Origin of the sequence: Paraburkholderia sediminicola (assembly GCF_046026895.1) — a bacterium.
GTDB classification, from domain to species: domain Bacteria; phylum Pseudomonadota; class Gammaproteobacteria; order Burkholderiales; family Burkholderiaceae; genus Paraburkholderia; species Paraburkholderia sediminicola_C.
In genome coordinates this window covers 74178-97667 of record NZ_JAQQEU010000012.1, presented here as the reverse complement: position 1 = coordinate 97667, position 23490 = coordinate 74178, and the positions used below count along the sequence as shown (strand labels likewise).

Here is a 23490-nt window from a genome sequence, read left to right as displayed (position 1 = left end):
CCGCTCACGCTCGGCTGACAAGCTTAGCGGGGCAAAAATGCGGAAAATCCGCATACTTCGTGCCATCCGTGCACGAAGTATGCGTTTCATCGAGATCAGGCCGTGCCGCCCACCGTCATCCGGTCGATGCGCAGTGTCGGCTGGCCGACGCCCACCGGCACGCTCTGGCCTTCCTTGCCGCACACGCCGACGCCCGAATCGAGCTTCATGTCGTTGCCGATCATGCTGACGTACTTGAGCGATTCCGGACCGCTGCCGATCAGCGTCGCGCCCTTGACCGGGTAGGTGATCTTGCCGTTCTCGATCATGTACGCCTCTGAGGCCGAGAACACGAACTTGCCGTTGGTGATGTCCACCTGGCCGCCGCCGAAGTTCACCGCGTACAAACCGTTCTTCACCGACTCGAGGATTTCCTGCGGATCCTTGTCGCCGTTGAGCATGTACGTGTTGGTCATGCGCGGCATCGGCAGCGCTGCGTACGACTCGCGGCGCGCGTTGCCGGTAACCGGCATCTTCATCAGCCGCGCGTTCAGCGTGTCCTGGATGTAGCCCTTCAGGATGCCGTCCTCGATCAGCGTCGTGCACTGGGTCGGGTTGCCTTCGTCGTCGATATTGAGCGAGCCGCGGCGGTTCGGCAGTGTGCCGTCGTCGACCACCGTGACGCCCTTCGCGGCGACCTGCTCGCCGATCCGGCCCGCGAACGCCGACGAACCCTTGCGGTTGAAGTCGCCTTCAAGGCCATGACCGATCGCCTCGTGCAGCAGCACGCCGGGCCAGCCCGGTCCGAGCACGACGGTCATCGCGCCGGCCGGGGCGGGACGAGCGTCGAGGTTCACCAGCGCGGCGTGCACCGCGTCGTCGACGTAGCGCGACAGCACTTCGTCGGTGAAATAGCCGTAGTCGAAGCGCCCGCCGCCGCCGCCGCTGCCGATTTCGCGGCGGCCGTTCTGCTCGGCGATCACCGTGACTGACACGCGCACCAGCGGCCGGATGTCGGCCGCGAAGCCGCCGTCGCTGCGCGCCACCAGCACCACGTCGTATTCGCCAGCGAGACCGGCCATCACCTGCTGGATGCGCGGGTCGCGGCCGCGCGCCATCTGTTCGATGCGTTCGAGCAGCTTGACCTTTTCGGTGGCGTCGAGCGAATGGAGCGGATCGGACGGCAGGTACAGATCGCGCCCGGCAATGCCGGTCAGCGACGACGCTACCTTGATCTTCTGCTTGCCGCCGCCCGCCTTGGCGATGGCGCGCGTGGCGAGAGCCGCCTGGCGGATCGCTTCGGGCGACAGGTCGTCCGAGTAAGCGAAAGCGGTGCGGTCGCCCGACACGGCGCGCACGCCGACGCCCTGGTCGATGCTGAAGCTGCCCGACTTCACGATGCCTTCTTCGAGACTCCACGCTTCGCTGCGGGTGGCCTGGAAGTACAGGTCCGCGTAGTCGATGCGATGCGTGAAGATTTCGGCGAGCGTGCGGGTGAGCAAGGATTCGTCGAGACCGTAGGGCGTCAGGAGGATGTCCTTGGCGGTGGCGAGATTACGGATACCGGGTTCGATGATGTTCATGCGAAGTATGTTCTGCTCGATACGAAGGATTCGGTTAGCGCCCGAGTCACCTACGTGAGTGCGGGGCGCCGCAGTTTCAATGCCGGCTTCAACTCAGTACACGATGACGCCAGGCGGGCAGGCTCTGCCGCACTTCGTCGATGCGCGCACGCTCCAGATTGCCGGCGACCACGCCGGCGCCTTCGTCGCGCACCGCGACGACTTCGCCCCATGGGTCGATCAGCATGCTGTGGCCCCAGGTACGGCGGCCGTTTTCGTGTTTGCCGCCTTGCGCCGCGGCCAGCACGTAACACTGGTTTTCGACCGCGCGGGCGCGCAACAGCATTTCCCAATGCGCGCGGCCGGTGGTGTAGGTGAAGGCGGACGGCACCACGATCAGCGCGCAGTCGCCCATGCGCCGGTACAGCTCAGGAAAGCGCAGATCGTAGCAGACCGACAGGCCGACCCGGCCGAACGGCGCCTCGAAGCTGCGGACCTCGCCGCCGGGGCAGATGGTGCGCGCCTCGTCGAACGATTCTTCACCTTTCTCGAAGTTGAACAGGTGGATCTTGTCGTAGTGCGCGGCTTCGTTGCCTTGCGGGTCGAATACCAGGGTGGTGTTCAGCACGCGCGACGCTTCCGGCGCGGTGATCGGCAGCGTACCGCCGATCACCCAGACGTTGTGGCGACGCGCGGCGTCGGCGAGAAAATGCTGGATCGGCCCGTCCCGATAGGGCTCGCGCACGGCCAGCTTGTCCGTGTCCTTGAAGCCCATGAAGCAGAAGTATTCGGGCAGCAGCACGAGTTGCGCGCCGTCGGCGGCGGCCTCGGCGATCAGACGCTGCGCGTCGGCCAGATTGCGTTCGCGATCCGGCGTGCTCACCATCTGCAGCGCGGCGACCCGGAACGTGCTTGCTGAGGGACCGCGGGACGCCGCGGCGGACGGAGAGGAGAAGACGTGTGTTTCGCTCATGAGCGTTTCGGAAAACTCCCGGCAAGGCGGCGACGCGAACCACTGGCGCCGCTGACGTCGTTCAGGGTTGGCTGGGGCCGCCGTTGCGGCGCTGGGCTATTCCGGCAGGGGAAGGGGTAAAGGTGCAAAGGGCCGGATAAAACTCAGTGCGCTTCCACGGTCGAAGCCGGAGCGTCCATCTTACCGCGATCGCCCGTCACCCGCTCGACGTGCGGTTTCGACCACGACCCGGTGATCGCATAGTCGCGTGCGAACATGTGCGAAACCGAATGGCTGAACGCCACATCGGCCAGCAGCGCACCCAGGCCTAGCAGTGGATTGATGACCGCCGTGGCGATCACCGCGGCGCCGACGCTGATGGTCGGCGTGACGTGCAGGTGCATGTCCTGGGTCTTTTGTGCAAGATCGACCGAGCCCGCCATGTCGACGCGCGCCGGCGCGGTCACCATCTTGAAGTTATCCGTGCGGCCGATGCCGTCGTGGATCTGCACCGTGCCGGTGACGCTCGAGAATGGCAGCCCTTCGCCGATCACGTCGCGGAAATCCAGCGTGGCGATGCGCGCGAGACTTTGCAGGCTGAGCACGCCCAGCAGCGTGGCGACGCCCGGGTCGATCTTGAGAATTTGCCCGTGGTGCAGGTCCACGGCCAGGTTGCCGTTCAGCGTCGGGTAGTCGATCGTCGCGGGGCCGCCGCGCCACACCACCTTGCCCGCCAGCGAGCCGCTGCCGCCCTTGATCGTACGCGGCTGGCCGAGCTTTTCGAGCAGCGCGCCGGCGTCTTTCACGTCGAGCTTGAAATCGAACACGGTGCGGCGCGGCGTGGTTTCGTCGGCGCCGCCGCCCAGTTCCGACGAGGTGCGCCAATTCGCGGTGGCGGTCAGCGTGGCGGCGGGGTTCGTGATGTCGAGCTTGTCGAGTTGCCAGACCGGCGCGCCGTCTTCCTCGAAGTTGTGCGCGTCGACTTCGAGGCGGCCGATGTTGCGATCCCGCACGATCAACTCGTTGACCACCAGATCGATCGACGGCATGTTCTGCGCGGGCGCCGACATCGCCGGGCCGAGCAGGTCCTTGTCCGCCACCGACGGAATCACGACGCGGGCAAAGCGCGCCTGCAGCGTGCCCGGCGAGTCGCGGGTGGCGCCCGGCAGCCACGAGACGTGGCCGGAGACCTGGTTCGACGCCACGTTCGCCTGCCATTTGCCGTCCGCGTGCGACGCGCCGACGACCACGTCATCCCAGTGGCGCTTGAGCAGCGTCAGCGCGTCGATGTGCAGCGCGAAGCGGTTCGGCAGGAATTGCGTGACGGCGGGATTCGGCGCGGCCGGCGGCGTGGCCGCTCTGGGCGCGGCAGGTGCTGCGGCCGTGCCCTGGTTGCGCATCTCGGTGACGACCGCGCGCCATGCGTCGGCGTCGAACTCGGGCACGTCGACGGCGGCGACCACGCCTTCGGACGGCAAGTCGGCGGGCCGGTTCACGCCGATCGCGCCGCGCACGACCGTCGGCGGCGCTTTGGGCTGGTAGCGCAGTAGATACGCGGCGGCAATCGGCCCGAAGGTGAGATCGGCGCGCTCCAGGCCCGCTTCGCCCGGCGCCGCGGACGGCCTGACGGCGAAGCGCAGCGGCATCGGCGTGCCGACCTGCTTGTTGAACGGCGCGGGGAAGTCGAGCGTGAGGCCCGTCAGATCGGAGTTCGCGTTCACTTCCGGCAAGCCACCCTTCGCGCCGCGCACGTTCAGCGCGTAGGGCGCGCTGCCGCTCATGCGCGTGAGCACCTGCGCGGCCGGGCCATGCAGATCGAGGCCGCGCGCGGCCTCGACAGCGACATGGCCGCCGAGCGCCAGCGCATACGTGCCGTCCTGACGCAGCCCGCCGTTCGCGTGGATGTCGCCGCCGAGGAACTGCCCGGAGAGCCGGTCGACCTGGGCGGTGCGCTCGGTGAAACGCACTCTGCCGTTCAGTTGCGACAGCGGCGGCACGTGCGGGACGCTCAAGCGGTTATTCAGGAAGCCCACCGCGCCTTCCACGCCGATGTGCGGTTTCGGCGTGCGCGGCACTGTCAGCTTGAGCGCGAGCGAGGCGGCCCCCTCGGCGCGGATCTTCTCGGTTTGATGCCGGGCCATGATGCCGAGCGAACTGCCGTTCACGTAGTCGAGCATGTCGGCGAGCGGCCCGCGCCCGTTGCCCTGGATCACGAGGTTCGAGCCCCGGTTGCCGAGGTCGTCGATCCTGCCGTTGACGCCCGTCAGCGCGACGCGCTCGTAACGCCCGCGGTCGATATCGAAGCGCAGCACGTTCTGCTTGAGCTCGAACACGCCGTCGATGCCGTCGAGCGGCGGCCATACGTTCGGCGTGCCGTTCCTCATTTTGCGCGGCGGGTAGGGCGAAGGGTCGAACTTGCCGCCCTTGAACGGCGCAACGATATGGAAGAGGCCGGCGTCGGGATCGCGCGAGTAGGGGAATTTGGTCAGATCGCCATGCACTTCGATCGTCGCGCCGTGCGACGCGCCGGCCTGCAGCCCGTGGCCCAGATAGATGCGCAGCTTTTCGCTGATGCTGGTCGGCAGATAGCGGGCGATGCGCGGGACCTGCGCGCGCTGGAAATCGGCTTTGAGATCCAGTGAGCCGCGGCCGTGGCCGGGGTTGCTGTAGTCGGCGTTGGCGGTGGCCGCGACATCCGCGTTCGAGACGCTGAGATCGGCCAGCTTCACGGTGAAGGGCCGATGATTTTCGCCAGGCACCTTCGGCTTCACGGCCCAGTCGGCGCGGCCATGCAGGCGGTCGAGCTTCAGACGCGGATCGTCGAACACGCCGGGCAGCGTGAGCGCCACATTCGAGGTGTCGAGGAGCGCGGTGCCGTGGTTCTCGTCGGCGTCGACGCGGCCCCACAGGTTTTCGATGCCCGGTATGCCCGCGCGCGGGTGATTGCGCGGGGTGAGCCCCGGCGGCGGTTCCTGGGCGGCCACGCTGATGCCTTGCAGGTCGCCGTTGAAGCGATAGTGCTCGATCGGCTCCGTGCCGCTCGAGCGCCGGTCGCTGCCCGCCTCGCCGGACTCCGGTTTGCCGCGCTCGATTTCGATTACATAGTTGGCGACGAGGCCGCGCGGGTTGAAGCGCACGAGACTGTTCAGCAGACGCCGCGGCAGCGGCAGCGCCCGCATGAATTCCGCGAGAATGCCCAGGTCGACGCGATCGCCGGTGACGCTGAAGAGCTGCCCGTGCTGCTGCGACGTGGTCCGGTAGCGGGCATTCAGCGTCGAGAACGTGAGCGTGCGCGTGAGCGGCGTGCCGTCCTCGAGCGGCGGCTGGCCCAGATCGGCGCGCAGGTCGGTCAGCTGCAGCCGGTAGTCGCCCTGGCCGGCGTCGAGGCGCCACGAGAAATGGGCGATCGGGAGCAGCAGTTTCGGCTGCGTGGGACGCACTCGCAGCGCGACGTCCGTGCCGGCCAACTGCCCGTACGCCGTCTTCATCTGGCCGTCGGTGAAGTCGATCCAGATGGCGTTGTCGATACGGCCCGCAAACGTCTCGATCGGGAAGTTGACGTAGCGCGCGAGCGTCGGGAGGTCGACCGGACCCGTCGACACGTACACCTGGCCGGTCCAGTTGATCGGCTTGCCCATCGCGGAGAGCGGAATGTGCCGGAAGTGTGTGCGGAAATCGATCGGGCCGTGCAGCACCTGGCCGTCGGCCGGCGCTTGCATCGCTAGCCGGTGGTCGTAGCCGTCGTTGAGAATGGCGATCCGGATGTCGCGCAGCGCGAGTTCCGGCGCGTCGTGCGTTGCATCGCGCCAGCGCAGCACGCCGCCGCGCACCACGATCGCCTGCTGGCGCAATAGCCAGGTGGATAAGGTGTCGTTGCCGCTGTGGCCGGTCGGCACCGGCACGCCCGCCACGGACAGCACGCCGTCGTCGCTGCGTGACACCAGCACGTCGGGCTGCTCGACGATCAAGCTGGAGAGCGCCGGATGAAAGAGCCAGAGCGAGCGCCACGAAACCGTCGCGGTGGCGCGCGGAATCGTCAGCGCGGCTTTGCCTTCGTGATCGCGGATGACCAGATTGGTGACGTCGACGCCCGGTTGAAAGCCGCTCCAATGCGGCGCCAGCCTGCCGATGGTGAACTGCGTGCGCAGCTGGTCGGAGATGGCGGCTTCGATCTGCGGGCGGAACGAGTCGACGCGCGGCAGCACCACGTAACGCAAGCCGAGAAACAAACCCGTCGCAATGAAATAGAGGACGAGCGCGAGCGCCAGGACCACGTGCAAAATCCGACGCAGCACGATGTGGTCGTTTCCGCTCACGGGCCGGACCTGCCCGGTTTCGTGCGGGTCGGCGGATTCGTTTCGCTCGGACATGCTGCGGCGGGTGGGCGTATGGTAGTTTTGCGAATTAACGACGAAATGTAACACACGCGATAGCGTCGGCGGACTTCCTGCAAACCCTGTCTGCATGCCGCCTCACGGGCTGCACGGGGGCCCCGGAGCGTGGTAACACAGCGAACTGAACAACGCCATTCAAGCAACGAGCGAGCCAGACCCTTTAATGACTGACGCCACTCTACTGAGTTCCCACTATTCACACTATGCCGCGCGCGCCGCCGCGGCCCGTCCGCAACTCGCCACGCAGGTGGCGGCGCTTGCGTCCGCGCCGCTGACCCGCGAGCGCCTCGATGCGCGCCTCGACGCGTTGTGCGCGCAAGCCGCCGGCGCGGCCGGCGCGCCATTGAGCGAGGATGCACTCAAACGGGCGTTGCGCCAACTGCGTACCGAAGTGTTTTGCGCGGTGATGGAGCGTGATCTCGCGGGTGAGGCGGACGTCGCCGAAGTCACCGGCGCGATGACCGATCTGGCGGAGGCGACCATCCAGCGTGCGCTCGCGGTTCTGTCCGCGGAATTCGAAGCGCTGTACGGCGAGCCGCGCGGTCCGCACGGCGAACGGCTCGTGCTCGGCGTGGTAGGCATGGGCAAGCTGGGCGGGCGCGAGCTGAACGTGTCGTCGGACATCGATCTGATCTTCGTTTATGAAGAGGATGGCGAGACCGCGGGCGGCCAGCGTTCCCCGATCGCCACGCAGGACTTCTTCACGCGGCTCGGCAAGCGCCTGATCGCCGCGCTCGCCGAAATGACCGCCGACGGCTACGTGTTCCGGGTCGACATGCGGCTGCGCCCGAACGGCGACTCGGGGCCGCTTATGTGCAGCCTTGGGATGCTCGAAGAGTATTTCTACGTGCAGGGCCGCGAGTGGGAGCGCTATGCGTGGATCAAGGGCCGCCTCGTGTCCGAAGGCGCGAGCGACGCCGCGCAACGGCTGCAGAAGCAACTCGACGCGATCGTCACGCCGTTCGTCTACCGCCGCTATCTCGACTTCGGCGTGATCAGCGCGATCCGCGCGCTGCATCTGCAGATTCGCCAGGAGGCGCAGCGCCGTGCGTCGATGCGGCCCGACAAAGCCGACGACATCAAGCTCGGGCGCGGCGGCATCCGCGAAATCGAATTCAGCGCGCAGGTGTTCCAGCTGATTCGCGGCGGCCAGGACGCGGGCTTTCGGGTGCGGCCGACGCTCGCCGTGCTACGGCATGCGGCCACGCACGGGCTGCTGGATTCGTCGGTGTGCGTGCGGCTCTCGCAGGCCTACCGTTTCCTGCGCGAGCTGGAGCATCGGCTGCAATACCGCAACGATGCGCAAACCCACGCGATGCCGGTCGATCCCGAAGAGCGCGCCGCGCTCGCTCAGGCAATGGGGTGCGACGACTACGCCGCGTTGATGGAAAAGCTCGACGCGCATCGCGAATTCGTCGAGCAACAGTTCGACCAGATTTTCGCCGACAAGGTGAGCGGCCGCGACGGCTGCGGCGCGCCCGAAGACGGCGCGGCCGCGTGGGTCTGGAGCAGTGCGCTCGCCGACGACAGCGCCGGCGACGCGCTGCGCGCGCGCCTGATCGAACTCGGCGTGGCCGAGCCGGGTGACCTGCTCGCGCGCCTGCGAGCGGTGTGGCAATCGTCGCGTTACGCGGGGCTCGCCGAGCGCAGCCGGCAACGTTTCGACATCGTCGCGCAGCGCGCGCTGGAAGCCGCGCGCACGCTCGAGCCGCCCGACCGGCGCGGCGACACCGTCGCGCGCTTCTTCGATCTGCTTGAAGCGGTGAGCCGGCGCGGCGCCTACCTCGCGCTGCTGACTGAGTATCCGCAGGCGCTGCACCAGGTGCTGTCGGTGCTGGGCGGCTCGCGCTGGGCGGCCGGTTATCTGATCCGCCATCCGCAACTGCTCGACGAACTGCTGGACGACGAAGCGATCAACAGTCCGTTCGACTGGCCCGAGTTCAAGCGCACGCTGCGCTTGCGGCTGGCCGCCGCCGACGGCGTCGAGCAGCAGATGGATCTGCTGCGGCATGCGCACCAGGCCGAGGTGTTCCGCATTCTGCTGATCGATCTCGCCGGCAAGCTGAGCGTCGAACATGTGAGCGACCGGCTGTCCGAACTCGCCGACGCCGTGCTCGACGTCACGCTCGAAGCCGTCTGGAACCAGCTGCCGAAACGCCACCGCGAGGTGCCGCGTTTCGCGGTGATCGCCTACGGCAAGCTGGGCGGCAAGGAGCTGGGCTACGCGTCCGACCTCGACGTGATCTTCCTGTACGACGATCCCGACGACGCCGCGGCCGACGTCTATGCAACCTACACCCGCCGCCTGATCACCTGGCTGACCACCGCGACCGGCGCCGGCACGTTGTTCGACATCGACCTGCGCCTGCGGCCGAACGGCGAGTCGGGTCTGCTGGTCACCGACCTCGACGCGTTCCGCCGCTACCAGTTGCGCGAAGGCGACGCGGCCAATACCGCGTGGGTCTGGGAGCATCAGGCATTGAGCCGCGCGCGTTACTGCGCGGGCGACGCCGAGATCGGCGCGAAGTTCGAGGCGATCCGCGAGCAGGTGTTGACCATGCCGCGCGAAGCCGGGCCGCTCGCGAAGGAGATCGTCGAGATGCGCGAGCGCGTCGAGGCGGGACACCCGAACCATACGCCCGCGCTGTTCGACCTGAAGCACGACCGTGGCGGCATGGTCGATATCGAATTCACCGTGCAGTACTGGGTGCTGTTGCACGCGGCCAGCGATCCCGAGCTGATCCGCAATACCGGAAACATCGCGTTGCTGCGGGAAGTGTCGCGCTTTGGTCTGATGAGCGAGGCGGAAGCGGAGACGGTCGGCGCCGCATATCGCACCTACCGCAAGTTGCAGCACACGCTGCGTCTGGACGGCATGGAGAAGGCGCGGGTCGAGCCGGCGCTGGTCAGCACCGAGCGTGAAGCGGTGCTGGCGCTGTGGAAGCGGGTGTTCGGGTGACGGGGTGTTGCTTGAATTGAACGTGAAGGAGGCGGGTGCCGAGCCTGCCCTCCGCGTTTTCCCGTAGTGGACTGACCTATTCCCACTGGCCCGGACGATCGGTTCGCCGGCCACTTCACGCTAGGCGGCCAGCATCTCCTTCGCGTGCTTGCGAGTCGTCGCGGTGATTTCCAAACCGCCCAGCATCCGCGCAACTTCCTCGACGCGGCTCGCCTTGTCGAGCGAAATCACGCTGCTCACGGTGCCGCCCTTGCCGTTGCCGGCTTTCGCCACCTGGAAATGGTGGTCGCCGCGCGCCGCGACTTGCGGCAAATGAGTCACGCACAACACCTGGCGCGCTTGTCCGAGCTGATGCAGCAGCCGTCCGACTACTTCGGCCACACCCCCGCCAATGCCTGTGTCGACTTCGTCGAAGATCAGCGTGGGGGTCGGGCTGGCGGCGCTGGCGATCACCGCCAGCGCGAGGCTGATACGCGCCAGTTCGCCGCCCGAGGCGACCTTGGCGAGCGGCCGCAGCGGCACACCAGCATGACCGGCAACCCGGAATTCGACCTGTTCGAGCCCATGCGCGCCGCCGTCGGGCAATGGCACGAGCGCGACTTCGAAGCTGCCGCCTTTCATCGACAGCTCCTGCATCCCGGTGGTGACCGCCGCGCCCAGCGCGGTGCCGGCCTTGGCGCGCGCCTTCGAGAGCTTTTTCGCCTCGGTCAGGAATCCTTCTTTGGCTTTGGCCTCGGCTGCGTGCAGGCTGTCGAGATCGGCGGCGGCATCGAGCGCGGCCAGTTGCGCGCGCCGCGCCTCGTGTTCGTCAGGCAGGGTTTCGGCTTGCAGACGGAATTTGCGCGCGGCCGAGTGCAACGCGTCGAGGCGTTTTTCGACTTGCGCGAGCCGGTCCGGATCGAGTTCGAGTTTTTGCGCGTAATGACTCAGCGAATACACCGCTTCCTGCAACTGGATTTCGGCCGGTTCGAGCGCGGCCAGAACGTCGTTCAGCGCCGGGTCGATCTCCGCGAGGTCGCGCACCTTCGACACGATCGACGCGAGGTGCGTGATCATCGCTTCGTCCGACTCGGACAGCGCGGCGAGCGCGCCTTGCACGCCGTCGATCAGATTGGCCGAGTGGGACAGCCGCCGGTGCTCGCTATTGACCTCTTCCCATTCGCCGGGCTGCGGCGCGAGCTTGTCGAGTTCGGTGAGCTGCCACGCGAGGCGCTCGCGTTCGAGCTGCAACTCGCGGTCGCGCGTCTGCGCGTGCTCGACCGCCTGCGCTTTCTCGCGCCACGTGCGCCACGCCCGTGTGACGTGGGCCGCGACGTCCGAAAGGCCGGCGTGGGTATCGAACAGTTCGCGTTGTGCGTCCGGGCGCATCAGCAACTGGTGCGCGTGCTGGCCGTGAATATCCACCAGCATCTCGCCGACCTCGCGCAACTGCGCGAGCGTCGCCGCCGTGCCGTTGATGAAAGCGCGCGAGCGGCCGTTGGCGTCCACCACGCGCCGCAGCATGACCGTGCCGCCGTGCTCGTCGTTCCCGGCGGTTGCGCCGAGCGCCTGCTCGTCGAGCCATTGTTCGACCTGCGCATGGGTCTCGAATTCGGCGGTGATGTCGGCGCGGCTCTCGCCGGTGCGCACGACGCTCGCATCGGCGCGAGCGCCTAGCGCAAGCGCCAGCGCGTCGATCAGGATCGACTTGCCGGCGCCCGTTTCGCCCGAGAAAACAGTAAAGCCGCTGTCGAATTCGAGGTCGAGCTCGGCGACGATGACGAAGTCGCGTATCGAGAGGTGGCGAAGCATGGAGGGTGTCTGATGAGCTTGAGATTCAGGGTTCGGCAGCGGCGGCCTTTGTCGTTAGCGTTCCAGCGTTGCTGCGCCGCTCAGGGCTTGGGGTCTTCTTCGTGCGACGGGTATTCGTTCCAATGCAGCTTTTTGCGCAGCGTGGCGTAGTAGCTGTAGCCGACCGGGTGCAGCATGGGCACCGTATGACGCGAGCGACGCACTTCGATCGTGTCGCTCAACTCCAGCGAGGTGAACGACTGCATGTCGAAATTGACGTTCACTTCTCGCCCGGAGACGATCTGGATGCTCACCTTCGAGTCGTCCGGCAGCACGATCGGACGGTTCGACAAAGCATGCGGCGCGATCGGCACCAGCACGATGCCTTGCAATTGCGGATGCAAAATCGGCCCTTGCGACGACAGCGCGTAGGCGGTCGAGCCGGTCGGCGTGGCGACGATCAGACCGTCCGAGCGCTGGTTGTACATGAAGCGCCCGTCCACCGAGACGTGCAGTTCCGCCATCCCCGAAAAGCCGCTGCGGTTGACCACCACGTCGTTGAAGGCCAGCGCGTGATAGATCGGATTGCCGCCACGCATGATGCGCGCTTCGAGCAGCACGCGTTCTTCGCGCTCGAAATTGCCGGCCAGCATTTGCGGCACGATCTCGCTCATGTGCGAGATCGGAATGTCGGTGATGAAGCCGAGCCGACCGTGGTTGATGCCGATGAGCGGCGTGCGGTACGGCGCGAGTTGGCGGCCAATGCCGAGCATCGTGCCGTCGCCGCCCAGCACCACCGCGACGTCGGCGCGCGCGCCAATCTCTGCGGGACGCAGCGCCGGATAGTCGGTGATGCCGATTTCGGCGGCGGTGTCGGCTTCGAACACGACCTCGAAGCCGCGCTTCGCGATGCAAGAAGCGAGCGCGGTCAACGGCTCGCTGATGCCTGGCGTGTTGTTGCGCCCAACGAGCGCGACGGTCTTGAACTGGCTGGTCACTTGCATGCCGGCATTACACCATAGGTAGGGCCCGAAAAGAACCGCAGACAGACCCGGTAGCGGGCCGGCGCACGCGGGGCGCCGGCGCATGCGGCGATTATCGTTAGAATGGTGAAGCCTTGATCACCGATGCGCCGATTAGTGTGCGGCGATCCGCCGATCGGCGCCCGGCGGTCTGAAGGATGCCCCGGGTGAGGTGCATGATGACCAGTGCGGCGCCGGGTCGAATGCCGGACGCCTCGCCAGCACCCGATCACGGAGCGGCCGGCGTCCCGGCAAGCAGTCGCGTTTTCGTCAGGGCCAGGCATTGTTAGCGCTCGCGGTAGTTCCGTCATTGAGCTAAAATTTTCCGTCATGCTAGATCCTCGCGCACAAACCCTCCTCAAAACGCTGATTGAGCGCTACATCGCCGAAGGTCAGCCGGTCGGCTCGCGCACGCTGTCACGTTATTCGGGCCTCGAGTTGAGTCCGGCAACCATCCGTAACGTGATGTCCGATCTCGAGGACCTGGGGCTCGTGATCAGTCCGCATACATCCGCAGGCCGCATTCCCACGCCGCGCGGCTACCGGCTGTTCGTGGACACGATGCTGACGGTGGAATCCGCCGCGGACGAAGAAGCCGTGATGCGCACCGTCAAGACCACGCTGCAGGCAGGCGAACCGCAGAAAATCGTCGCCGCGGCGGCCAGCGTGCTGTCCAACCTGTCGCAGTTCGCAGGCGTCGTGCTCACGCCACGGCGCAGCCACGTGTTCAAGCAGATCGAGTTCATGCGTTTGTCCGACAAGCGCATCCTGCTGATCATCGTGACGCCCGAAGGCGATGTGCAGAACCGCATCATGGCGACCCAGCGCGATTTCTCGCCGTCGCAACTGGTCGAGGCCTCCAATTACATCAACGCGCATTTCGCGGGCCTGTCGTTCGACGAGGTACGCCGCCGTCTGCGCGAGGAAATCGACGAGCTGCGCGGCGACATGACCACGCTGATGCATGCCGCCGTCACGGCCAGCACGGACGAGTCCGACACCGGCGAGACCGTGCTGATATCCGGCGAGCGCAACCTGCTCGAAGTCGCCGACCTGTCGTCGGACATGGCGCGCCTGCGCAAGCTGTTCGATGTGTTCGACCAAAAGACCAGTCTCCTTCAATTGCTCGACGTGTCGAGTCACGCGGCGGGCGTGCAGATTTTCATCGGCGGCGAGTCGAATCTCGTGCCGATCGAGGAGATGAGCGTCGTCACCGCGCCGTACGAGGTGAATGGCAAGATTGTCGGCACGCTCGGCGTGATCGGGCCCACCCGCATGGCCTACAACCGCGTGATTCCGATTGTCGACATCACAGCGCGTCTGCTTTCGCTGACCTTGAGCCAGCAGTAACGGTCCCTCCCCACTGCGGCAGGCCGTGCTGAGCATGATGCGTGAGCGAACGCTGCTTGCCAATCGGCCGAACGGCCAGGGGTGCGTGGCGGACCCGGCCAGGGACCGCGCCGCTATAATGAATTTCCACTGAATCGACTCGCCGCGTAAAGCGGTGACTCCTGCTGCCTATGCGCTTCGACCTCGAGCGGCCTTCGCAGAACGCCGCGTCACATCGCGTCGCCGTGCTGCTGATCAATCTCGGCACGCCCGACGCGCCGACGCCGCGCGCGGTCCGCCGCTATCTCGCGCAGTTCCTGTCTGATCCCCGAGTGGTCGAGATTCCGGCGCTGCTCTGGCAGATCATTCTGCGGCTCCTGATCCTGCCGTTTCGCGGCCGCAGCTCCGCGAAAAAGTACGCCGCGGTCTGGATGCCCGAAGGCTCGCCGCTGCGCGTCCATACGGAGAAGCAGGTGGAGGGCTTGCGCCATCTGCTGCAATTGAACGACTACACGGTGCTGGTCGATTACGCCATGCGCTACGGCACACCGGGCATTCCGGCCATGCTGAACCAACTGAAGCTGGCGGGCGCCGAACGTGTGCTGCTGATGCCCATGTACCCGCAATACTCGTCGTCGACCACGGCTACCGCGTTCGACGCCGCCTTTTCGGCGCTCAAGCGCATGCGCAACCAGCCGGAGCTCCGCACGGTGCGCCAGTACGCGGATCATCCGGCGTACATTGCGGCGCTCGCCGCGCAGGTCCGTCACTATTGGCATCATCACGGCCGGCCGGATTTCGCGGCGGGCGACAAACTGGTGCTTAGTTTTCACGGCGTGCCCAAGCGCACCCTGGACCTCGGCGACCCGTACCACGAGCAATGCCAGCAGACTGGCGCGTTGTTGATGCAGGCGCTGGAACTGACTCCGGTGGAATGCCGGATCACCTTCCAGTCGCGTTTCGGCAAGGCCGAATGGCTGCAGCCGTACACCGCGCCCACGCTGAAAGAGCTGGGTGCGGCGGGGGTGCGGCGCGCAGACGTCTTCTGTCCGGGCTTTACCGCCGACTGCCTTGAAACGATTGAAGAAATCGGCATGGAAGTGCGCGACGAATTCCTGCATGCAGGCGGCAAGGAGTTTCACCGGATTGCCTGCATGAACGCGGCGCAGCCGTGGATCGCCGCGCTCGGCGAAATCGTCGCGCAGAATCTCCAGGGCTGGCCGGTGCAGGCGGCGGCTGTGCCGCACATCACGGGAGCTTGAGCAGACTCATGAACTACCGGATTTCAACCGAAGCGGGCGCGAAACTGCGCATCGACAAATGGCTGTGGGCGGCGCGCTTCTTCAAGACGCGTTCGCTTGCGGCAGACGCGGTCGACAAAGGGCACGTGCGGATCGGCGGGGCCAGCGTCAAGCCAGCCAAAGACGTGCGGGTCGGTGATCTGGTCGAGATCGAGATCGAGCGGATCGTGTGGCAGGTGCAAGTGCTGGGTGTGTGCGACGTGCGCGGCCCCGCGAGCGTCGCGCAAACGCTCTATGCAGAGACCGGGGAGAGCAAACTGAAGCGGCAGGCGGAGCAGGAGCGCCGCAGGACGTATCGCGAGCCGGCCGCGGAATTGCATGGGCGGCCGACCAAGCGCGACCGCCGTATCATCGACAGATTTTCGGGTGAGAACTGAATAGCTGTTCCATGGTCGCGTGCACGCCGCCGTACTCGGTGGTGTGATCGTTGACCGCTCCGGACATGCAGATGGTGGTGGTGCCCGCAACCAGTACCAGTGCGACCACTCCTATTGCAAAGGTCAGTTTCACGGTACTCCCTTCATGAAGATTCGGGACGAAACGGGCGAATCAGGTGGAATGGTTAAATCGGTAAGGGATACGTCAGATTAGGGTTAACGTGTCTTTTCCGATGCTTTATTGGAGCATAGGCCACTTGTTCGCCGCACTCAATCTCAATCTGATTGCGCGGGCAATAATGGTTGTAACGGTGCATTTCGACGGCCCGCGGACGGTGCGAAAAGAACGCGGTGCGCCGCTTGAAAGGGGTCTGTCCGACCCCATCTGCCACCTTGATATGCGGTTGCGCGCCAACGCGCAGGGCGCGATTTTTAGCAATGCACAAATCGCCTCCTGCTTGATGCGCTGCCGCCACCATTGGTTTTTACTTTTTAACGACTTTCAGCGACATGGAAAACACGCAAGAGAACCCGACGAGCCAGAATCCCACGCCCGCGGACGAAGCCGCGCGCCAGGCCGCCGAGGCGGCGGCACCCCAAGATACGGCTGCAAGCGCTGCCGAGCAGACGCCTGTCGCCGCCGAGCAGGCGGCGCTGGCCGAAGCTCAGGCGAAGATCGCCGAGTTGCAGGAAAGCTTCCTGCGCGCGAAGGCGGAAACGGAAAACGTGCGCCGTCGCGCTCAGGAAGACGTCGCCAAGGCGCACAAGTTTGCGATCGAGAGCTTCGCGGAGCATCTGCTGCCGGTGGTCGACAGCCTCGAAGCGGCCGTCGCTCACTCGTCCGACGACCTGCAGAAGGTGCGCGAAGGCGTCGAACTGACGCTGCGTCAGTTGACCGGCGCGCTGGAGAAAGGCCGCGTCGTCGCGCTGAACCCGGTCGGCGAGAAGTTCGATCCGCACCGCCATCAGGCCATTTCGATGGTGCCGGCCGATCAGGAGCCGAACACCGTCGTCGCCGTGCTGCAAAAGGGCTTTGTGATTGCCGATCGCGTGCTGCGTCCCGCGCTCGTGACCGTCGCCGCGCCGAAGTAACGCGGCACGAGGCTTCGTAAGCCGTTTCATCGCGCACGCACAGCCATGGCCAACATCCGCGTCGACGCCACCGCGTTTGCCGTCTTCGACATGCAGGCGTTGAGCGCCGAATCGTTCGACGCGGGCTTGGCCCGCGGTTCATGCTGCACGGCGTGCCTACCTAGTTTTTCTTTCGCCGCGGCAAGCGGCTTGGCGGGGCGACCGGCTGGCACGGCCTTGGGCAATTCGAGGCGGCGGTCGCCGCCGCGCGTGAAAAGATCCGGGCGGCCGCTGCCGCAGGCGGCGCGCAAGCAGAGGGTACGGATGCAGGCAAAAGTTCGACCGATTGAAAAAAATTAAAGACCGCATCGCAAAAGAGGTCTTGAAAACGATGCGGACGCACTTATGTTGAGTGCAGACAGGAATTGAGGGCGGATCGCCTGACCGCCGGATGGGCAAACAGGGCGATTCCCGCAGCGATCAAAGTTAGGAGATTAGTGAAAATGGGCAAAATTATCGGCATCGACCTCGGCACGACCAACTCGTGCGTGGCGATCATGGAAGGCAATTCGGTCAAGGTGATCGAGAATTCGGAAGGTGCGCGTACCACGCCGTCGATCATCGCTTACATGGAAGACGGCGAGATCCTCGTCGGCGCGCCTGCGAAGCGTCAGTCGGTCACGAACCCGCGCAACACGCTGTACGCGGTCAAGCGCCTGATCGGCCGCCGCTTCGAAGAAAAAGAAGTGCAGAAAGACATCGGCCTGATGCCGTACAAGATCATGAAAGCCGATAACGGCGACGCATGGGTCGAAGTGCGCGATCAGAAGCTGGCTCCGCCGCAAATCTCCGCGGAAGTGCTGCGCAAGATGAAGAAGACCGCTGAAGACTACCTCGGCGAGCCGGTGACGGAAGCCGTGATTACGGTTCCCGCGTACTTCAACGACAGCCAGCGTCAGGCGACCAAGGACGCCGGCCGCATCGCCGGTCTGGAGGTGAAGCGGATCATCAACGAACCGACCGCAGCCGCTCTGGCATTCGGCCTGGACAAGGCTGAAAAGGGTGACCGCAAGATCGCCGTGTTCGACCTCGGCGGCGGCACCTTCGACATCTCTATCATCGAAATCGCCGATGTCGACGGCGAAATGCAGTTCGAAGTGCTGTCCACGAACGGCGATACGTTCCTCGGCGGTGAAGACTTCGACCAGCGCATCATCGATTACATCATCGGCGAGTTCAAGAAAGAGCAAGGCGTCGATCTGTCGAAAGACGTGCTCGCGCTGCAACGCCTGAAGGAATCGGCTGAAAAGGCGAAGATCGAGCTGTCGTCGAGCCAGCAAACCGAAATCAACCTGCCGTACATCACGGCCGACGCATCGGGTCCGAAGCATTTGAACCTGAAGATCACGCGTGCGAAGCTGGAAGCGCTGGTTGAAGAACTGATCGAACGCACGATCGAGCCGTGCCGCGTGGCGATCAAGGACGCGGGCGTGAAGGTCGGCGAAATCGACGACGTGATTCTGGTCGGCGGTATGACCCGTATGCCGAAGGTGCAGGAAAAGGTCAAGGAGTTCTTCGGCAAGGATCCGCGCCGTGACGTGAACCCGGACGAAGCCGTCGCCGTCGGCGCCGCGATTCAAGGTCAGGTTCTGTCGGGCGACCGCAAGGACGTTCTGCTGCTCGACGTGACCCCGTTGTCGCTCGGCATCGAAACGCTCGGCGGCGTGATGACGAAGATGATCAACAAGAACACCACGATCCCGACCAAGCACGCACAGGTCTACTCGACGGCGGACGACAATCAGGGCGCCGTCACGATCAAGGTGTTCCAGGGCGAACGCGAAATGGCAGCGGGCAACAAGCTGCTCGGCGAGTTCAACCTGGAAGGCATTCCGCCGGCACCGCGCGGCACGCCGCAGATCGAGGTGAGCTTCGACATCGACGCGAACGGCATTCTGCACGTCGGCGCGAAAGACAAGGCGACCGGCAAGGAAAACCGCATCACGATCAAGGCAAACTCGGGTCTGTCCGAAGCCGAAATCGAGAAGATGGTGAAGGACGCGGAAGCGAACGCGGAAGAAGATCACAAGCTGCGTGAGCTGGCCGATGCCCGCAACCAGGGCGATGCGCTGGTCCACAGCACGAAGAAGGCGCTCACCGAATACGGCGACAAGCTGGAAGCAAGCGAGAAGGAAAAGATCGAAGCCGCGTTGAAGGACCTCGAAGAAACGCTGAAGAGCGGTTCGAGCGACAAGGCCGCGATCGAAGCCAGGATCGAAGTGGTAGCAACCGCGTCGCAGAAGATGGGCGAGAAGATGTACGCCGACATGCAGGCTGCGCAAGGTGCCGAAGCAGCGGCGGCAGGTGCGGCGGGTGCGGGTGCATCGGCGGCCGGTGCGAGCCAGCAGCAGGACGACGTGGTCGACGCCGAGTTCAAGGAAGTGAAGAAGGACTAAAGCCAGGTCGCATTTCGACCGTAAAGCCGCACACGGCAACGTGTGCGGCCCGGCTGCACAAGCAACGGCCCGCTTAGGGCAACAAGCAACGTGCAAGAGCGGTTACCACGCCTGGCGAGCCTTTTGGGGCTCTCCGGGCACATTTGTTTTATGGAGGGCGTTGTTTTGAGCCGTGTCGAATCGGGTGAAAACAGCGGCCGGACGAGTCGTGAGACTCCAGCATTCAAGAGGAGCCACCGCGTCGCATTGCGCGAGTGGCGTTGAACCGATATGGCGAAACGGGATTACTACGAGGTTCTGGGCGTCGCAAAGAACGCGAGCGACGACGAAATCAAGAAGGCTTATCGCAAGCTCGCGATGAAGCACCACCCCGACCGCAATCCGGGCAACAAGGATGCGGAAGAGCATTTCAAAGAGGTGAAGGAAGCCTATGAAATGCTGTCGGATTCGCAAAAGCGTGCCGCGTACGACCAGTACGGCCACGCGGGCGTCGATCCGAACATGGGCGGAGCCGGTGCGCAAGGCTTCGGCGGTTTTGCGGATGCGTTCGGCGATATTTTCGGCGACATCTTCGGCCAGGCGGCCGGCGGCGCCGCACGCGGCGGCGGACGTGCCGGCCCGCAGGTGTATCGCGGCGCCGATCTGCGCTACAGCATGGAAATTACGCTGGAACAGGCCGCGCATGGTTATGACACGCAGATTCGCGTGCCGAGCTGGGTTTCGTGCGAAGTCTGTCACGGTTCGGGCGCGAAGCCCGGCACCAAGCCGGAAACCTGCCCGACCTGTAGCGGCTCGGGTTCGGTGCGGATGTCGCAAGGCTTTTTCAGCATTCAGCAGACCTGCCCCAAGTGCCACGGCACCGGCACCTACATTCCCGAGCCGTGCGGCCATTGCCACGGCGCGGGCAAGGTGAAGGAAACCAAGACGCTGGAAGTGAAGATTCCCGCAGGTATCGACGACGGCATGCGCATCCGCTCCGCCGGCAACGGTGAGCCGGGCATCAACGGCGGTCCGTCGGGCGATCTGTACGTCGAGATTCACATCAAGCAGCACTCGGTGTTCGAGCGCGATGGCGACGACCTGCATTGCCAGATGCCGATTCCGTTCACCACCGCGGCACTCGGCGGCGAAATCGAAGTGCCGACGCTCGCGGGCCGCGCCAGCTTCACCGTGCCGGAAGGCACGCAGTCGGGCAAGACGTTCCGTTTACGTGGCAAGGGCATCAAGGGGCTGCGTTCGAGCATCGCCGGCGATCTGTACGTGCATGTGCAAGTCGAGACCCCGGTCAAGCTCACCGAGTCGCAACGCGATCTGCTCAAGCAGTTCGAAAAGGCGCTGGTGGAAGGCGGCTCGCGGCATAGCCCGCAAAGCAAGAGCTGGTTTGATCGGGTGAAGAGCTTCTTCGATTAATAGCAGTTGGAAGTTGGCGGTGAGCATGACGACTGACAGGCGCGGCGCGGTGTTCGCGTTGCTCGACGATTGCGACGCGACGGCGGCGCGCCGTTCGAGTCGTCTGTACACGGGTTTCGTGCATGAACGGGTTTGCCCGGACGGCGCGCAACTGGAGACCGTCTGCGAGAGCGTCGCGGCGGACATCCGGGCCGGCTTGCATGCCGTCGTGCTCGCCGAGTATGAATTTGGCCGGACGCTTCTCGATATCAGGACGGTCCGGTCTCCGAAAACGCAGCGTGGCAATGCCACGCTGCGTTTTTTATTGTTCGGGCGCCGCGGCAAACATTCACGCGAAGAGGTCGATGCGTGGCTCGCGGAAGGCGACGAGGGCGCAGCCGAGCCGTCGGTGGCGGGTACGGCCAACGTGCGCGGGAGCGTCGATCCCGCGCAATTCAATGCGGCAATCGATGCGATTCATGCCGCGTTGCGCGCGGGCGATTCGTACCAGGTCAACTACACGTACCGGCTCAATTTCGACGTGTTCGGCTCGCCCACTGCGTTCTATCGGCGCCTGAGGGCTCGTCAGCCGGTTCCGTTCGGCGCGCTGATCGCATTGCCCGGCGATAACTGGGTGTTGTCGTGCTCGCCGGAGCTTTTCGTCGAGAAGCAGGGCGAGAAGTTGCGCGCGCGGCCGATGAAAGGCACCGCGCCGCGCTCGGACGATCCGGTAGCCGATCGTCGCACCGCCGAATTCCTCGGCAGCGATCCGAAAAACCGCGCCGAAAATGTGATGATCGTCGACCTGTTGCGCAACGATCTGTCGCGGGTCGCGCAGACGGGGTCGGTCAAGGTGCCGACGCTGTTCGCGGTCGAACCGTATGCGTCGGTCTGGCAGATGACGTCGACCGTGGAAGCGGCGTTGCGGCCCGGCACGTCGTTCGTGGGCATTCTGCGCGCGCTGTTTCCGTGCGGCTCGATTACCGGCGCGCCGAAGCATCGCACGATGCAGCTGATCGACGAGCTGGAGAGCACGCCGCGCGGGCTTTATACCGGGGCGATCGGGTGGCTCGACGGGTCTTCGGATGCGGCGCGTGCTGACGCTGAAGACACGTCGGCAGATGCCGCGGGCGGCCCAAGGCCTCCCGCCGCCACCACCACCCACAACGAATCCCCTTGCGGCGACTTCTGCCTCTCTGTCGCAATCCGGACATTGACCTTAAAGCGGTCCGCGCAAACCGGCGACCTGAAAGGAGAGATGGGCATCGGCGCGGGCATCGTCCTCGACAGCGTGGCCGCCGACGAATACGCGGAGTGCAATTTGAAAGCGCGTTTCCTGACCGGCGCCGAGCCGGGTTTCGAACTCTTCGAAACGATGTACGCGACACAGGAAGAGGGCGTGCGCCATCTGGCGCGTCATCTCGAACGATTGTCGTCGAGCGCTTCGACGCTCGGCTTCAGGCTCGACGATATCGATTCGATTCGCGCGCAAATCGCCGCGAAATGTGCGACGCTGCCGGCGCACTCTCCCCATCGCATGCGGCTCGTGCTGAGCAAGGACGGCACGGTGCAAATCATCGCCGCAGTCCTTGCACCCCTCGCGGACTCGACCGTCGGCGTGCTGCTCGGTCCCGATCAGGCCTTTCCCGCGACCGAGGCCGGCGACCCGCTGCTGCGCCACAAAACCACCCGCCGCGCGCACTTCGACCGCGGCTGGCGCGACGCCGAGGCGAAGGGCGCGTTCGATACGCTGTTCTTCAACGAACGAGGTGAGTTGACTGAAGGCGGCCGGTCGAATGTGTTTGTGAAGCTGGCGGGGCGATGGTGGACGCCGCCGCTCGCGTCGGGCGTGCTGCCCGGCGTGATGCGCAGTGTGCTGCTCGAAGCAGCGCCGGACCTGCAAGCGGCTGAAAAAGTCCTGACGCAGGCGGACGTGCTGAACGCCGAAGCGCTGCTGATCTGCAACGCGTTGCGCGGCGCGCTGCCGGCGCGGATTGTCCGTTAGCACAGTGAAGCGAACCGCACGCGTGCATCGGCAAGAAAGAACCGCCCGCGTGCGCAAACACAAACCAGCGCCCGGCTAAACACCCAGGCGCTTCGAACTCATCAGAACGTGTGCTCCGGTCCGGGGAACGAACCGTCCTTTACCGCGCGCACATACGCTTCCACGGCGGCCAGAATGCTCGGCTGCCCCTGCATGAAATCCTTGACGAAGCGGGGCCGCTTGCCGGGGAAAATCCCCAGCATGTCGTGCAGCACCAGCACCTGACCCGAACAATCGAGACCCGCGCCGATCCCGATCGTCGGAATGCGCAGTTGTTTCGTGACGTCGCTGGCAAGCTGCGTCGGAATCGCTTCCATCACGATCAGCTGCGCGCCGGCCGCCTGCATCGCGAGCGAGTCGCGCAACAGTTGGCTCGCGCCCGCCTCGGTTTTGCCCTGCACCTTGAAGCCGCCGAACGCATGCACCGACTGCGGCGTGAGGCCGACGTGCGCGCACACCGGAATCGATCGGTCGACCAGAAAGCGCACCGTATCGGCGAGCCATTCGCCGCCCTCGAGCTTCACCATCTGCGCGCCGGCGCGCATCAATTCCACCGAACTTCTGAATGCGTCCTCGGGCGTGCCGTAGGTGCCGAACGGCAGATCGGCCACCACCAGCGCCGAGGTCCGCGCGCGCGCGACGCTGACCGTGTGATACGCGATGTCGGCGAGCGACACCGGCAGCGTGGTCGTCTGGCCTTGCAGCACGTTGCCGAGCGAGTCGCCGATCAGCAGCACGTCGACGCCCGCGCGATCCAGCAGCGCGGCGAAGCTCGCGTCATAACAAGTGAGCATGGCGATTCTTTCGCCGGCGTCGCGCATTGCCTGCAGTTTCGGCACGGTGATAGCGCTCCGGCTCGCTTCCTGCAAATAAGTCATGGGTCAA

The 23490-nt window shown here is 65.3% G+C and carries 15 protein-coding genes and 1 pseudogene; 9 read left to right on the top strand and 7 right to left on the bottom strand.

Features of this window, described 5'->3' with window-relative positions; all coding sequences use genetic code 11:
- Positions 1–95: 95 nt before the first annotated feature.
- The 3 genes from tldD to PQR02_RS11420 all read right to left on the bottom strand — a co-directional run bounded on the left by tldD (position 96) and on the right by PQR02_RS11420 (position 6863).
- Entirely contained in the window at positions 96–1562 is a 1467-nt protein-coding gene (gene tldD, locus PQR02_RS11430; RefSeq protein WP_408229897.1) for a metalloprotease TldD, read from the bottom strand.
- 88 nt (positions 1563–1650) lie between these two features.
- Positions 1651–2514, bottom strand: a complete 864-nt coding sequence (locus PQR02_RS11425; protein ID WP_408229894.1) for a carbon-nitrogen hydrolase family protein — start codon at positions 2512–2514, stop codon at positions 1651–1653.
- Positions 2515–2657: 143 nt separating this feature from the next.
- Positions 2658–6863 (bottom strand): YhdP family protein, encoded by a 4206-nt coding sequence (locus tag PQR02_RS11420; RefSeq protein WP_408229891.1) that lies wholly within the window; start codon positions 6861–6863, stop codon positions 2658–2660.
- A gap of 157 nt (positions 6864–7020) precedes the next feature.
- On the opposite strand from PQR02_RS11420, the gene glnE reads away from it, so the two are divergent.
- Positions 7021–9846 carry a bifunctional [glutamate--ammonia ligase]-adenylyl-L-tyrosine phosphorylase/[glutamate--ammonia-ligase] adenylyltransferase gene (gene glnE / locus PQR02_RS11415; protein WP_459252527.1) on the top strand — a complete coding sequence of 942 codons (2826 nt, stop codon included), beginning with the start codon at positions 7021–7023 and terminating at the stop codon, positions 9844–9846.
- A 120-nt stretch (positions 9847–9966) separates the two neighbouring features.
- Here glnE and recN read toward each other — a convergent pair whose 3' ends face one another.
- Positions 9967–11637 (bottom strand): DNA repair protein RecN, encoded by a 1671-nt coding sequence (recN, locus tag PQR02_RS11410; protein WP_408229885.1) that lies wholly within the window; start codon positions 11635–11637, stop codon positions 9967–9969.
- An 80-nt stretch (positions 11638–11717) separates the two neighbouring features.
- The gene (locus tag PQR02_RS11405) at positions 11718–12620 is read right to left on the bottom strand and encodes an NAD kinase (RefSeq protein WP_408229882.1); all 903 of its coding nucleotides are present in this window, start codon (positions 12618–12620) and stop codon (positions 11718–11720) included.
- A gap of 348 nt (positions 12621–12968) precedes the next feature.
- Here PQR02_RS11405 and hrcA point away from each other — a divergent pair, with 348 nt between their 5' ends.
- The 3 genes from hrcA (at position 12969) to PQR02_RS11390 (ending at position 15645) form a co-directional block, all read left to right on the top strand.
- Positions 12969–13988, top strand: a complete 1020-nt coding sequence (gene hrcA / locus PQR02_RS11400) for a heat-inducible transcriptional repressor HrcA (RefSeq protein ID WP_367838965.1) — start codon at positions 12969–12971, stop codon at positions 13986–13988.
- Positions 13989–14158: 170 nt separating this feature from the next.
- Positions 14159–15229: a ferrochelatase gene (gene hemH / locus PQR02_RS11395; protein WP_408229878.1), complete on the top strand. Its 1071-nt coding sequence runs from the start codon at positions 14159–14161 to the stop codon at positions 15227–15229.
- Between the two features lie 8 nt (positions 15230–15237).
- Positions 15238–15645: an RNA-binding S4 domain-containing protein gene (locus PQR02_RS11390; RefSeq protein ID WP_408229875.1), complete on the top strand. Its 408-nt coding sequence runs from the start codon at positions 15238–15240 to the stop codon at positions 15643–15645.
- On the opposite strand, the gene PQR02_RS11385 is transcribed toward PQR02_RS11390, so the two are convergent.
- Positions 15617–15778, bottom strand: a complete 162-nt coding sequence (locus PQR02_RS11385; protein WP_408229872.1) for a hypothetical protein — start codon at positions 15776–15778, stop codon at positions 15617–15619. The two genes, PQR02_RS11390 and PQR02_RS11385, sit on opposite strands and share 29 nt — an antisense overlap.
- Positions 15779–16155: 377 nt before the next feature.
- Between PQR02_RS11385 and grpE the strand changes: the two genes are divergently transcribed.
- The 5 genes and pseudogenes from grpE to PQR02_RS11360 all read left to right on the top strand — a co-directional run bounded on the left by grpE (position 16156) and on the right by PQR02_RS11360 (position 22566).
- Complete coding sequence (gene grpE, locus PQR02_RS11380; protein ID WP_408229869.1) at positions 16156–16737, top strand: nucleotide exchange factor GrpE; 582 nt, start codon at positions 16156–16158, stop codon at positions 16735–16737.
- A gap of 45 nt (positions 16738–16782) precedes the next feature.
- Positions 16783–17066, top strand: a pseudogene (locus PQR02_RS11375) (hypothetical protein).
- 153 nt (positions 17067–17219) lie between these two features.
- Positions 17220–19172: a molecular chaperone DnaK gene (gene dnaK / locus PQR02_RS11370; RefSeq protein ID WP_408229866.1), complete on the top strand. Its 1953-nt coding sequence runs from the start codon at positions 17220–17222 to the stop codon at positions 19170–19172.
- Positions 19173–19442: 270 nt separating this feature from the next.
- A complete protein-coding gene (gene dnaJ / locus PQR02_RS11365; RefSeq protein ID WP_408229863.1) occupies positions 19443–20582 on the top strand; it encodes a molecular chaperone DnaJ in 1140 nt (379 codons plus the stop codon).
- Positions 20583–20607: 25 nt separating this feature from the next.
- The gene (locus tag PQR02_RS11360; RefSeq protein ID WP_408229860.1) at positions 20608–22566 is read left to right on the top strand and encodes a chorismate-binding protein; all 1959 of its coding nucleotides are present in this window, start codon (positions 20608–20610) and stop codon (positions 22564–22566) included.
- A gap of 101 nt (positions 22567–22667) precedes the next feature.
- Here PQR02_RS11360 and panB read toward each other — a convergent pair whose 3' ends face one another.
- The gene (gene panB / locus PQR02_RS11355) at positions 22668–23483 is read right to left on the bottom strand and encodes a 3-methyl-2-oxobutanoate hydroxymethyltransferase (protein WP_408229857.1); all 816 of its coding nucleotides are present in this window, start codon (positions 23481–23483) and stop codon (positions 22668–22670) included.
- Between the last annotated feature and the right edge of the window lie 7 nt (positions 23484–23490).